The organism is Sphingomonas sp. PAMC 26621, from assembly GCF_000251145.1.
GTDB lineage: Bacteria > Pseudomonadota > Alphaproteobacteria > Sphingomonadales > Sphingomonadaceae > Sphingomonas.
The window spans coordinates 227,192-240,771 of record NZ_AIDW01000004.1 but is presented as its reverse complement, the minus strand read 5'-3'; the positions used below and the strand labels follow the sequence as shown (position 1 = coordinate 240,771).

Here is a 13,580-nt window from a genome sequence, read left to right as displayed (position 1 = left end):
GGCCACGGCAGCCCATACCGGCCGGGCAGTTCCTCTTACTCGCAGGAAAGCGGGCGCATACCCGGCCCCTTGCGAAAACGCAACCTCGGATGCGCGGAGGAACGATTACGCAAGGCGAACGGTTTGGCAGCGATGGACGCTGCACCCTCCCCGCCCCCTGCCGCGCCCCCGGCGCAGTCCGCTGCAACCGTCAAGCGCCGCAGCGCGTGGCGAATCGCGCGCAACGTCGTGATCGGCCTGGTGGTCGCGCTCTTCCTCGTGTGGCTGGTGCTCTACATCACCAAGGGACGGTTCCTGAAGGGTCCGTTCGAACGAATCGTCTCCTCCGCGACGCATCGCGACGTGAAAGTCACCGACGACTTCCAGCTCTATTTCGATCCGATCACAATCCACTTCCGCGCCGACGGGATGACGATCTCCAATCCGTCCTACGCCTCCCGCCCCAATCTGTTCGCGGCCAAGCAGATCGACGCGCGAATCGCGCCGCTGTCGATGCTGTTCGGCAAACGCCATTTCTACACGCTCGACCTGACCGGTGGCGCGGTCGATCTCGAGTGGAACAAGCAGCACACCCACAATAGCTGGACGTTCAGCGAGAAGAAGGGCGGCAAGCCGCTCGATTTCCCGCGGATCGACGTCGCGACCGTGGCGGGAACGACGCTGCGCTACCTCGACCCCAAGATGCTGTTGCGCACCGATCTGGCGTTCCAGACGATCACCTCGACCGATGCGCGAATCGGCAAGTCGGTCCGCTTCACCGGCGACGGCAAGGTTCGCGCCACCCCGTTTACGCTCAAGGGCGCGCTGCTTTCCCCTGACGCCACCGTCGCGCGCGGCAGGAACCAGCTCGAACTCGCCGCCGATGCCGCCAACAACCACGTTACCGTGGCAGGCACGCTCCCGAGCATCGCCGACATCGAGAACGTCCCGCTGACCGTCACGTCGCGCGGGCGCAACCTCGCCGAGCTGCTCGACATCATCGGCGTCGCGATTCCGCGCAGCCGGACCTATCACGTCAAGGCAATCCTGACGAAGACCGGCACGACCTACGCCTTCACCCGGCTTACCGGCCGCTTCGGGGACAGCGACCTGGCGGGTGCGTTCACTGTGCAGAACATCGAGCCCCGTCTCCACATTGGTGCGACGCTGACCACGCGCAAGCTCGACATCATCGATGCGGCACCGTTCATCGGCTACAACCCGGACATCGTCGCGACTAAGGGTGCGGTCGCCGCTGCTGCGGACACCGGTGCCGCGCCCGCGCGAATCCTGCCCAACGCGGCAATCCCGGTCGAGACCTTCAAGAATTTCAACGCCGACCTCAAATATCGAATCGGCGTCGTGCGTTCGAAGAACGTCCCCGTCTCCGATATCGATCTGACGCTGTCGCTGAAAGACAGCCTGCTCAAGGTATCGCCGCTCACCTTCGTGATGGCGCGGGGCAACGTTGCCGCAGATATCACCTTCGACGCCCGCCGCCGTCCCGCGCACGATACCTACGACATCCGCCTGTCGCCCACCCCGATGGGGCGGCTGCTCGCGGGCTATGGTGTCATCGAATCGGGCACGACCGGGATCGTCAAAGGCCGCATCGCGCTGACCGGCGACGGCGATACGGTCCACGACTCACTGGCGACGGCACACGGGCGGATCGCATTCGTCATGCCCGGCGGGAACTTCTCCGCGCGCAACGTCCAGCTCTCTGAACTGGACATCGGCACCTTCGCGCAGAAGCTGTTCCAGGGGAAGCTCAAGGAACCGGTCAAGATCAACTGCGGGCTGATCGGCTTCACCGTGCGCGGCGGGGTTGCGGCGGCGGACCCGATCCTGATCGATACCGAGAAGAATGTGATCGCGGGACGCGGTGGGTTCAGTTTCCGCGACGAGCATCTCGATCTCGTGTTCCGCGCGGATGGCAAGCGGATCAGCCTGTTCTCGGCACAATCCCCGGTCGGGCTGGTCGGATCGTTCGCCAAACCCGGGATCAACGTGTTGACGCCGCAGTTGCTGGAACGCGCGGGGGCGGCGGCGGGGCTCAGCCTCGTCGCGACTCCGGTGGCGGGGCTTCTCGCGTTCGTCGACGTCGGCGACGCGAAAGCCGCGCAATGCGGCCCGATCCTCGCGGCGGCCCCCGCCAGCGCGCAACGCACCACCAAGGGCCACCAACGCGACGATGTCGGGCACGGCACCACCGCAACCGCTGAGAAGGACAAGACAGGCAAGGCACCGCGGAAGAAGTTCCTCGGGATATTCTGAGGAATTGCGTTCGAAGCCCGCCTCGGGCGTAATGGCGGCTTTCCCTACCGTTGTCAGACGCCGCGCGATGGTGCGCGCCGAAGGGCGTTCGGCATGACGCTGCTAAGCGGTCAATGCCCCCCGCGGCACGCCAGCGCCTCGAGGATCTCCTCGATCCGCGCCGGATCACCCGCTGCGACGACTTCGCCGACGCTGTCCGCGGTCAGCGGGTCGCCCGCCCAGTCGCACATCCGCCCGCCGGCCCCCTCGACGATCGGCACCAGAGCGGCGAAATCGTGGAGCTTGAGCTCGGCTTCGACCACCACGTCGAGCCACCCGCTCGCGACGCAGCCGTAATTGTAGCAATCGCCCCCCAGCACGGTGCTGCGGACCTTCGCGTCGAGGTGCTCGAACGCATGCAACTGATCATCCGTGAACAGCGCGGGCGAGGTCGTCGCGAGCAACGCCTCCCCCAGATCCGCGCAGCGCCGCGTGGAAGCGGGCTTGCCGTTGAACAGCGTCGGCTTGCCGGTCGTCCCCACCCAGCGCTCGCCGATGATCGGCTGGTCGAGCACGCCGAGCATCGGCCACCCCTCGACCACCAGAGCGATCAGCGTCCCGAAGATCGGCCGCCCGGAAATGAACGCACGCGTCCCGTCGATCGGGTCGAGCACCCACGCGCGCCCCGAGGGCCCCTCGCGTACGCCATATTCCTCGCCGATGATCGCATCGTCGGGGAAGGTCCGTTCGATCAGCGCGCGCATCGCGGCCTCCGCCGCGCGGTCGGCGAGCGTGACGGGCGACGCATCGCCCTTCATCTCGAGCCCCTGCTCGGTGCGCCAATAGGGACGGATCGCGGCGCCCGCGGCATCGGCGAGCGCGGCGGCAAGGGCTAAATCGGATTCGGTAATTCGCATCCGGCCTGCGTAATCCGGCTGGCATCAAATCGCCAGTCCATGCGATGAGGCGGCGGGGTCTGGCGAACGGGGAAGCCAAGCAGATGCGGCTGCGAATCTTGGGACTTGGCGGCGGCGCGCTGATCGCCGGTGTCGCCCCGCCGGCGGCAGCGCAGCTTCGTCCGCTGCTCGATCCGCCCGCTTCCGCCGATGCCGCGCGCGCCGGGGTCGAGGTGTTCGTCCTCAACGAAACCACCGCCGCGCAACCTGCACACGGGCCCGCCGAAATCGAGACGGTCGCGCGCGACGGCACCCGGCTGCGGCTGATCGCCGCCCCCGACGAACCCGCGACGGTCGCCCCGGGCGGATTTGCGCGGCTGCGCTACCGGCTTGCGGCCTCCTATCCGCTCGCCGCCGTGGCACCGCCGGCCAGGCCGGAGGCGACGGCGGCAGCGCCTCTCGCGGGTGCCCCGGCAAAGGGCGAGTCGCTGGTCGCGACCTCGCGTGGCGGGTCTGGCGCGTTTCTTGACCGGCTGCATCCGTTCGCACCGACCTATGCGGTGATGGGTGCTGGCAATTCGGGGTCAAAACTGTCGGTCAGCTTCGATTTCAGGGTGCTCGGCCGCGATGACGGTCCGCGGCTCGATTTTGCCTATACCCACACCTTCTTCCTTGCGACCGACAAGCCGTCCGCCCCGCTGACCGCGCAGGGTTTCGCCCCCGAGGTGTTCCTCGACGTGCCGGTCGACCGCACGCTCGTCATCGGCGGCGGCTATCGCCATGATTCGAACGGTGGCGGCGTGACCAACTCGATCGACGTCAACCGCTTCTTCTTGCGCGCGAACAAGACGGTCGCGCTGGGCAAGGGGTGGAACCTCGGGATCGCGCCGATGGTGTGGGGCTATTTCGGCGACCAGGGCCTCGCACCCGATCTCGACCGCTATTGGGGCTATACGTCGCTCGGTCTGTCGATCGGCCAGCGCGACGGGGTCAAGGTCGCGGTGAGCGGCCGGGGCAATCCGGGGACGGGCAAGGGCAGCGCCGAGACCTTCGTCTCCTATCCGCTCGCGCGGATCGACCAGCGCCTGCCGCACATCTACCTGTTCGGCGATTTCTACACCGGCTATGCCGAAACGCTGATCGCGTACAACCGGATCGTCAATCACGCCCGCTTCGGCATCGCGCTGACGCGCTGACGCACCGCCCCGCTATCGTTACGCATTCGGTCACTGTATTTTAGCAGTTTCGGCCTAGCACGGGCCACAGACAAGGGTCGTTTTGACGCGACCGGGATCAAGGGACGGGTTCTACCGATGGCGACGGCAAGGGAGGCACGACGGGTTGCGCTCGACAACCGCGCCGACCCGGTGTTCGACCGGATCGGGTTGTTTCTGGCCCAGCACCGGCTGAGCCCCGATCCGCTCCATTATGCGTTTGCGCACCGCGTGGTTTCCAATCCTGCGGGCGTGCTCGCGCAATCGGTGGCGGCACTGACCGAAGGCGGGATCCGGCTGACCGCACGCGATATCGAAAAGCTCGGCGGACAGGTCGTGACCGCCGTAACGCAACCGGAAGGGGCGGAGGCGCCAAGCGCCACCGACGGACTCGTCGCGCAAACGCAGATGCAGGTCGAAGGCTTCACCGACATGATGCACGCGATCCGCGCGGAGACGCAGGATTTCGGGCGCAATCTCGCAGCGAGCGCGGACGCGATGCGATCGACCGATCGCACGGAGGATATCGTCCGGTTGACCAACGTGATGCTCGATCGGGTCCAGTCCGCCGAGGCGCGACTTGCTGCGGCGACTCACGAAGCCGAGGAACTTCGGCTCAAGCTCGAGGAAGCGCGCGACAATGCGCGGCGCGACCCGCTGACCGACCTGCCCAACCGGCGCGCGTTCGAGGAGAGATTCGCGGCGCACATGGTCGCCGGGGAGCAGGTATGCCTCGCGGTGTGCGACGTCGATCGGTTCAAGCGAGTCAACGATCGCTTCGGCCATTCGGTCGGCGACCGGGTTCTTCGCGCGATCGCCGAAGCGTTGACCACGGCCTGTCCCGGGCATCTCGTCGCCCGCTATGGCGGCGAGGAATTCACCGTGTTGTTCGCCGGTATCACGCTCGATCAGGCCTATGCCACGCTCGACCAGGCACGCGGCATCGTCGCGACGAAGCGGTATCGCCTGCGCGAGTCGGACGAACCGCTCGGCGCGGTGACCTTCTCTGCCGGGATTACCGAATCGCAACCCGGCGAGTTCCTCGGCGCGGTTTTCGGACGGGCCGACAAGCTGCTTTATGCCGCCAAGGACAACGGCCGGAACAGGATCCATCGCGCGTAGCAAATATCCCCAAGATTTGGCGAGAATCACTGGCCTCCCAACTAGACTCACCGGGAACTTTTCGAAAAAAGCGCAGTAACCCGCCAGATTCATCATCTGGCACGGTCCCTGCAAAACCTGAAATGTCGGCGACGGAATGGTCCGGACCGCCACATCATCCAGGAGTTACCCCCATGTTCGCTCGTTTCGAAGCAGTCCAGCGCGTCGCCGTTTCGCTCGCAGCCGCGCTCGTCCTCACCACCGTTCTTGCGTCGACTGCGGTATCCTTCGCCCCCATCGCGTAATCGCTTCCCGACAAGGCTTTGCGATCCCGCACTTTTCGCGCTGACATCGGCAAAGCGACGCGCTAGCCTCGGACTTCGAGGTGGCACATGAGCCGAATACGTTACGGTGTTTCGATACTGACCCTTGCCGCGCTGCTTTCCGCCTGTGGCGGGGGCGGCGGTGGATCGGGCGCGGCGACCGGCGTCGTCGCCGCACCGGCCCCTACCCCTAGCCCGACACCGACCGCAGCCGCCGTGAGTTGCACGCTGCGCGACCGGCAGGATTGGGCGGCGGCGCAATTGCGCGAATGGTATCTGTTCCCCGAAACGCTCCCCGCCGCGCTCGACCCGACGCCCTATACGACGGTCGATGCCTATATCGACGCGCTCACCGCCACGGCGCGCGCGCAACGCAAGGACCGGTATTTCACCTATCGCACCTCGATCGCCTCCGAGGATGCCTATTACGACTCCGGGGCGAGTGCCGGGTTCGGGTTCCGTTTGTCCTATGACACCGGCGCGCGGCGCGTGTTCGTTTCCGAAAGTTTCGAAGGCACCGCCGCACTGTCCGCCGGGATCGATCGCGGCACGGAAATCGTTGCGATCGGCACCAGCGACACCGACCTGCGCTCGGTCGATTCGATCATCGCGGCGCAGGGGACCGCGGGCGTCATCGACGCGCTCGGGCCAAATACCGCAGGCACCACGCGACGGTTGCGGATCACCGATTCACAAGGGACACGCAGCGTATCGCTCGCCAAGACCGATTATGCGCTGACCCCGGTGTCGAGCCGCTATGGCGCACAGATCCTCACCGATGGCGGGCAGCAGGTCGGTTATATCAACCTGCGCAGCTTCATCTCGACCGCCGACCCGGCGTTGCGCGCCGCCTTCGCGCGCTTCAAGACGGCGGGCGTCACCAATGTCATCATCGATGTGCGCTACAATGGCGGAGGGCTGGTCTCGATCGCGGAGTTGATGGCGAATCTGCTCGGCGGTGCGCGCAACAGCAGCGACGTGATCGACTACACGACCTTCCGCCCCGAAAAGTCCGCGAGCAACGTCACGGCCTTCTATGCGCGACAGCCCGAGTCGATTGCGCCGACCAGGATCGCGTTCATCGGAACCGGGAGCAGTGCCTCGGCGAGCGAATTGGTGATCGCGCAGGCGATTCCGTATTTCCACGCCAATGTCGGACTGATCGGCGCCAATACCTATGGCAAGCCGGTCGGCCAGATCGCACTGGACCGGCCGCAATGCGACGACCGGCTGCGCGTCATCGCCTTTGCGCTGCAAAACTCTGCGCGACAGGGGGCCTATTACGACGGGCTTGCGAGCATCATGGAAGCAAGCTGCAAGGCGGGTGACGACCTGACTCATCCGCTGGGTGATCCGCAGGAGGCCTCGACCCGGGCGGCGCTGGATTATCTTGGCGGCAAGAGTTGCACGCCGATCGTGGCGGCGGCGGGGACACAGGGGACGCTATCGCTGCGCACCAGGACGAACCCGCTTGAATTGCTGACGCCTGACGCGCCCGACACCGTACAGCGCGAGGTGCCAGGATCGTTTTAAGGCGGAGGGGTCAACGTTTAGCCCCCTGCCCGGCCTGGACGTGGCCCCGGTAGCACAGCGGTAGACGGCAGCGTCTACGTGTACCTGCGTCGACTATTTCCACCAGGCCCCGACTTGTGCCACGCGTGGGTCAGCAGGCGATTTCCGCCATCCCGGGGTTACCCAAGGATGGCGAAGTCACGTTTTTCGCTAGCCGGCCTTACTCGGCCGGGCTCGCTGCCTCTGCCTTCGCGTTGGTCTTGCTCGTCGCCATCTGCGTCAGCTTGTCGTCGGTGGCATATTCCTCGTCGAGCGTTTCCTGCAGGATCGCGGCGATCTGGTCGCGGCCGAGCTGCCTCGACCAGGCGATCAGCGTGCCGTAACGCGTGATCTCATAATGCTCGACCGCCTGGGCCGAAGCGATGAGTGCGGCATCGAGAACCGCCTTGTCCGCGATTTCGCTGGCGACCTCGTTGGCTTCCTTGATGATGCCTTCGATCGCAGGGCACGTCGCACCCTTGGGCTGCTCGCCCAGCAGGTCGAACACCTGCTCGAGCCGGCGGATCTGGACTTCGGTCTCGGTCAGATGCGTCTGGAAGCCGCTCTTCAGCCCAGCGTCGGTTGCCTTGTCGATCATCTTGGGCAGCGCCTTGGTGATCTGGTTCTCGGCGTAATAGACGTCCTGGAGCTGATGCAGGAAGAGATCCTCGAAGGTCGCGATATCCTTGGTGAACAGGCCCATGTCGTGTCTCCTGGCGTGCGGCTACTGGAAGGGGGGTAGCCGGACGCGAGGGGTGGCACGTCCGGCTTCTGCTCCAAACGGACCGGGTCGAGGGTGGTTGCGTCCGGTCCGATCAAATCAGGTTAACCTCGGTTAACCGCGCCGTGCCTGCGCCAGACCGAAAAGATGCCGGTGCGGCGCCGCTTTGGCGCTACAAGCACCCGGGGCCTCCCGCCTCCGAAGGTAAGTCCGATGGCCAAGAGCCAGAAGAAGTCGAACAAGGAAACGCGCAAACCCAAGGCCGAAAAGGCACCGAAGGCGAATGCCTCCAACCCGACCGCCAAGGGCCAGCCGGTCGCGATGGTCAATATCAAGGGGTGAGCATGGCCGAGGGGGACAGCGACGCGTTCGTCTATGACGAGGCGAGCGGCGAGTGGATCAGCGCGAGCGATGCCGCCGCGAAGGGCACCGCCGATGGCGATGCAGTGGTCGTCCGCGATTCGGTCGGCAACGTGCTCGCCGATGGCGATCAGGTGACGTTGATCAAGGATCTGACCGTTAAGGGCGCGGGCCAGACGCTCAAGCGGGGCACGCTGATCAAGGCGATCCGCCTGACCGGCGACGCGCAGGAGATCGATTGCCGGTTCGACGGGATCAAGGGCCTCGTGCTGCGCGCCGAGTTCGTCAAGAAACGCTGACGTCGCGGCGCGATTGCCGCGCCGCGACCTCGACGTTTCAGACCAGTGCGTTCCGGCGGATCAGTTCGCGATACCAGGCCGCGCTCAGCTTGGGGGTGCGGACCTGTGTCGCGAAATCGACGTGATGGAGCCCGAAGCGCTTGGTATAGCCATCCGCCCATTCGAAATTGTCCATCAGGCTCCACAGGAAATAGCCCTTGAGCGGAAAGCCCTCGGCGGTCGCGCGATGGAATTCGGTCAGATAATTGCGCAGATACATGATCCGGTCGCTGTCATCGACTCGCCCGTCGACCATCACGTCATCCGCCGACGTGCCGTTTTCCGAAATGTAGATCGCCTTTGGCTTCCACAGTTCGGAGACGGTGCGCACGCCCCAATAGGCGACCTCTGGCCCGACATAGAGCCACGGCGACGCCATTCGGGGCGACGACGGGAGATGCGGCAGAATCTTGTAGCCGCTCGGCCCCGCATCGGCGCGGACGTAGTTCGGCGCATAGATGTTCAGCGCGACGAAATCGAGCGGGCTACCGATCGCCGCCATGTCCCCGCTCGCAACGCGCGGCGCGTTCGCACCCTCACGCGCGAGGTAACCGTCGGTATAGCGCCCCTCGAGCACCGCGGTCAGGAACATCGCATTTTCCTCGCGCACTGCCTGTTTGGCGGCGGCGATATGCTCGGGGGTCTCGATCACGGGGACGTAGAAGTTGCTGTTGTCCGCAAGCCCGACCTGCGTCCCGCTGCGGGCGTGCGCGCGGATCGCCTGGACGCCAAGCCCGTGCGCGAGCACGCCGTGGTGCCGGACCTGGTTTCCCGCGGCCGGTGGCAATTGGAGGCCGGGCGCGTGGCGACCCTCGACATGGCCGATATCGGTGAAGCAGCGCAGTTCGTTGACGGTCATGAAATGCCCGACGCGGTCGGACAATTTGCCCGCCATGAACCCGGCGTAGTCCGCAAATGCCAAGGCGGTGTCGCGCGATTGCCAGCCGCCCGGCAGGGCTTCGGGCAGGTCCCAGTGGAACATCGTGACATAGGGCGTGATCCCGGCAGCGAGCAGCGCGTCGATCAGTCTGTTGTAATAATCCACGCCCTTCTGGTTCGGCGTGCCGCGCCCGTCGGGGAAGATCCGCGACCAGGCGAGCGACATCCGATACGCCTTGACGCCCAATCCCTTGAGCAGCGCGATATCCTCGGGATAGCGATGGTAGCTGTCGCACGCGATATCGCCGGTATCGCCGTTGGCGACTCGGCCCTTGCTGTGCGCGAACACGTCCCAGTTGGTGCGCCCACGCCCGTCCTCGGCGACTGCACCCTCGATCTGATACGAAGCGGTCGCGCACCCCCACACGAAATCCTCGGGGAAGGACGACGGGCCGGCAGGCGCACGCTGCGCCACCGCGGCCAGTGCGCCCCCCGATCCACCGGCGAGCGCCGCGCCTAGCACGCCGCCCCTGATAAAATCGCGCCGGTCCATATTCCTCTCCCGTTCAGTGCCTTGATATCAGTGAAAACCTTGACATCGTTGTCAATGCACGACCGCAGATGTGCCTGAACCACGCCTGGCGAACGGCTCGAAGGGCAGGCCGGCGGGTTCGCTTCGTAATTTACAGGACAGAAGAGGGAGGATGCCGCCAGGGCGACCATGCTCCCTCCCCTTTTTCGTCAGAACCGGTTCAGAACTTGAACCGAGCGCCCAACAGATACCGCGCCGACCCTTCCTGTTCGAAGAAGACCTCGTTCGGCGAACGGCCATAGATCTTCAGGCCATCCTCGAAGATGTTGATCCCTTCCACCGACACCGCGATGTGCGGCGTAACGTCGTAGCTGACGTTGAAGTCGACCTGGCTGTGCGCCGCAGTAAAGCGCGGGCTGTGGTAGCTGTCGGCGTTGATCCCCGACAGGAACTTGTCGCGCCAATTGTACGACAGGCGAGCCGAGACGCCATATTTGTCGTAGATCAGCGTTGCGTTGGCGGTGTCCGACAAACCGACGAGCGCAAACTGGTCCTCGTTGATCGACGCCGCGACGTTGATGCCGATATCGCTCTCGACGTGCGTATATTGCGCCGCGATACCGATCCCGGTCCGACCGAAGAAATACTGTCCGGCCAGTTCGAAGCCGTAGATCTCGGCATCCTTGTTGTTGATCGGCGTGCTGACGTTGAACTTGAACAAGGGATCGTTCGCATCGGCGATGATGTCCACCGCGTTCAACGTCGAGTCGACGAACGATTGGGTCAGCGACCGGTTCACCGTGTTGTAGTTCGCCAGGAACGTGCTGGTCGCGGTGTTGGTATTGCCGCCGTTCTGAACCAGCAGCGCCGTATAGGTGAACAGATTGACGTCGGTGACGTCCGCCCCGATCGCCTGGAGCTGGGTCTTGGCGGTGCCCGACCGTCCCGACACCCCGGAGGACGGATCGCGCAGACCGTACAGCGACTGCGGAACGACCGACGTGCCGATGAAATTGTGGACGCGCTTGTCGAAGAACCCCGCCGAGAGATAGGCGCCGGGCTTGAAATACCACTCCAGCGCGACGTCGAAATTGTCGGAAATCAACGGCTTCAGATTGGGGTTGCCCGAACTGCCACCGGTCTGGCCGCCAACTGCGGTGGCATCGTTGGGATTCCCGACACTCGCCGAAGTGAACAGGTTGTTATAGGTCGGGCGCGCGATCGTGCGGCTCGCCGAGAAACGACCGATCAGGTTCGACTTGATGTTGAACTGGAAATCCATCGACGGCAGCAGATTGTTGTACTTGCCGCGCCCCTGCGTCGTCTGCAGGTATTTGGCATCGAAGATCAGGTCCTGCGTGAAGTCGTTGTCGGACTGCCAGCGGATATCCGCCGGTGCATACAGCGTGCCGTTGGCATGCACGGTGGTCTGCTCGTAGCGAGCGCCTGCGACGAGACCGGCATCATGCCCGGCGAGCTGACCCTTCCATGTCACCTGACCGTAGGCCGCCCAGATTTCCTCCCGGACGCGGTCGTTGCCGTAGCCGTTCACACCATTGGCATGCCCCGGAACGTTGGCATACGCGCTGCTGAGCGCGTTGTAGAGTGCCGTCGGATCTTCGGTACGGAACGCCACCAGACCGTCACCGCTCGCCTTCGGGTCGAAGTGCGTGAATTTGCAGACCAGGCAGAACTGGTTCACCTGACCGGGTGCGATCTTCTGGACGTCCCCGGGGAAGTTGTTCCCCCAGTCGCCCAGTGTCTGGTAATAGGTCGTCTGCGTCGATCGCGTGTCGGTCTTGCGATAATCGCCGCCGAAGTGGAAACGGCTGCCGCCGCCAAGATCCCAACCGGCGTCGATCCGGCCTTCCTTGATCGTCTGCCGCAAGCTGGTCGAGATCTGGCGTCCGACCTGGCTGCCGAGATCGCCGACGTCCAGTTTGCCGTTGCCGTTGCCCTTGATGATCGCATTGCCCGGGGCCGGAGTCGCCGGATCGCTGAACTGCACGGTCTGCACCGGGAAGCCGTTGTTCGAATAATCCCACGAATGCTGCGCCAGCAGCGGGATCGACAGCGAGATCAGCGTCGAGCTCATGCCATTGGGGTTGTCAGGCGTGCTGCGGGAGAGACCGACGTGGCCATCGGCGGTGACCGTGAAATTGTCGGTCAGGTCCCACTTGGCGTTGAGGCCGAAATCCTGCAGCTGGTTCTTCTGCGCACGATACTGCTGCTCCGCACCGGAATCCTTCTGGGCCCCGCTGTTCGTCTCGTGCAGATACGTCGCGGTCGCGACGTCCTTGTTCTTGTCGAAGGTGATCTCGTCGAAGAGGCCGGCGAACCAGTTCGCCTCGTCCGAGCGCCGCTCCGAAGCGCGATTCTGCGCGTAGAGGCCATCGGCGGTGAGGGTCAGCCGATCGGTCGGCTTGAATTGCAGCGAACCCTGGAAATTCATCCGCTCGTTGGTATCTTCGGCGAAGTGATAGCGCGCATCGTCCGGTCGGGCGACCAGCGTGTTGGGGTCGCTCGGGGCGTTGTTGATCTTGGTCGCGGCGTTGACGTGGCTGCCGCTCGGGTCGAGCAAGGCCGCCAGCGTGCTGATGTTCCAGCCGTTGACCGATGCGCTCGCCGCCGAGAAGTTGCGCTTCTGATAGCTGCCGAACAGGGACGCACCGAAGGTGTGGCTGGGGTTCGACCAGCTCAGCAATCCGGAGCCCTGCGGGGTGACGTGACTGCCGCAGTCGATGCAGGCATCCGCGCTCGTGTCGTAATCCGCCTTTACCCCGAACGAGCCGTTCAACCCGCTTTCGCGCGCGTCGAGCGGGCGACGGGTAACGACGTTGATCGCGGCGCCGATCCCGCCCGACGGGATCGCTGCCCGCCCGGTCTTGTAGACCTCCAGCGTCCTGACGCCTTCGGATGCGAGATTGGAGAAGTCGAACGAGCGGCCGGTGCTGCGCGTGAAGTCGTTCTCGCCGCCGACCGACGTCTGGTCGGACGCGGCAAGCTGGCGTCCGTTGAGCGTCACCATGTTATAGTCCGGACCGAAGCCGCGGACCGTCACCTGCGCACCCTCACCGTTGCGCCGGTTGATCGACACGCCGGTGATGCGCTGCAGCGATTCCGCGAGATTGGTATCCGGGAACTTGCCGATATCCTGCGCCGAGATCGCGTCGACGATGCCGAACGAGTTGCGCTTGATGTCGATCGAACGCTCAAGCGAGGCGCGGATGCCGGTGACGACGATATCGTCCGAAACCGGCGGTGCCGTGGCGGCCGGATCCTGTGTGACCGGCTGCGCATTGGTTGCTTCCGCACCAGCGGCGGGCGCGGTCTGCGCGAACCCGTGCGCCGGAATGGCGAGCCCGATGGCAAGTGCGATGGTGGATGTCGTACGCGCGAGCATGCTCGCCGGGTAAAAACCCTTCATTGT

At 64.9% G+C, this 13,580-nt stretch carries 10 protein-coding genes; 6 read left to right on the top strand and 4 right to left on the bottom strand.

Features of this window, described 5'->3' with window-relative positions:
• The first annotated feature begins 132 nt into the window (after positions 1–132).
• A complete protein-coding gene (locus RI03_RS02420) occupies positions 133–2,256 on the top strand; it encodes an AsmA family protein (protein WP_010214935.1) in 2,124 nt (707 codons plus the stop codon).
• 110 nt (positions 2,257–2,366) lie between these two features.
• Here the strand turns inward: RI03_RS02420 and hisN are convergent, their stop codons facing one another.
• Positions 2,367–3,152, bottom strand: coding sequence for a histidinol-phosphatase (gene hisN / locus RI03_RS02415; RefSeq protein ID WP_010214934.1), 786 nt, complete (start codon positions 3,150–3,152; stop codon positions 2,367–2,369).
• Positions 3,153–3,235: 83 nt separating this feature from the next.
• Between hisN and RI03_RS02410 the strand changes: the two genes are divergently transcribed.
• From RI03_RS02410 to RI03_RS02400, 3 genes are all read left to right on the top strand, one after another.
• Positions 3,236–4,327, top strand: coding sequence for a phospholipase A (locus RI03_RS02410; RefSeq protein ID WP_238542201.1), 1,092 nt, complete (start codon positions 3,236–3,238; stop codon positions 4,325–4,327).
• A 117-nt stretch (positions 4,328–4,444) separates the two neighbouring features.
• On the top strand, positions 4,445–5,467 hold the full coding sequence (locus RI03_RS02405) for a GGDEF domain-containing protein (protein ID WP_010214931.1): 1,023 nt from the start codon (positions 4,445–4,447) through the stop codon (positions 5,465–5,467).
• 518 nt (positions 5,468–5,985) lie between these two features.
• A complete protein-coding gene (locus tag RI03_RS02400) occupies positions 5,986–7,302 on the top strand; it encodes a S41 family peptidase (RefSeq protein ID WP_010214930.1) in 1,317 nt (438 codons plus the stop codon).
• 199 nt (positions 7,303–7,501) lie between these two features.
• Here the strand turns inward: RI03_RS02400 and RI03_RS02395 are convergent, their stop codons facing one another.
• Positions 7,502–8,023 (bottom strand): YciE/YciF ferroxidase family protein, encoded by a 522-nt coding sequence (locus RI03_RS02395; RefSeq protein ID WP_010214928.1) that lies wholly within the window; start codon positions 8,021–8,023, stop codon positions 7,502–7,504.
• Positions 8,024–8,254: 231 nt separating this feature from the next.
• On the opposite strand from RI03_RS02395, the gene RI03_RS25040 reads away from it, so the two are divergent.
• Both RI03_RS25040 and RI03_RS02390 read left to right on the top strand, forming a co-directional pair.
• The gene (locus RI03_RS25040; protein WP_274517549.1) at positions 8,255–8,383 is read left to right on the top strand and encodes a hypothetical protein; all 129 of its coding nucleotides are present in this window, start codon (positions 8,255–8,257) and stop codon (positions 8,381–8,383) included.
• A 2-nt stretch (positions 8,384–8,385) separates the two neighbouring features.
• Complete coding sequence (locus RI03_RS02390; protein WP_010161052.1) at positions 8,386–8,700, top strand: alkylphosphonate utilization protein; 315 nt, start codon at positions 8,386–8,388, stop codon at positions 8,698–8,700.
• A gap of 37 nt (positions 8,701–8,737) precedes the next feature.
• Here the strand turns inward: RI03_RS02390 and RI03_RS02385 are convergent, their stop codons facing one another.
• Complete coding sequence (locus RI03_RS02385) at positions 8,738–10,171, bottom strand: GH1 family beta-glucosidase (protein WP_010214927.1); 1,434 nt, start codon at positions 10,169–10,171, stop codon at positions 8,738–8,740.
• 199 nt (positions 10,172–10,370) lie between these two features.
• Positions 10,371–13,577 carry a TonB-dependent receptor gene (locus RI03_RS02380; protein WP_010214925.1) on the bottom strand — a complete coding sequence of 1,069 codons (3,207 nt, stop codon included), beginning with the start codon at positions 13,575–13,577 and terminating at the stop codon, positions 10,371–10,373.
• Positions 13,578–13,580: the final 3 nt, after the last annotated feature.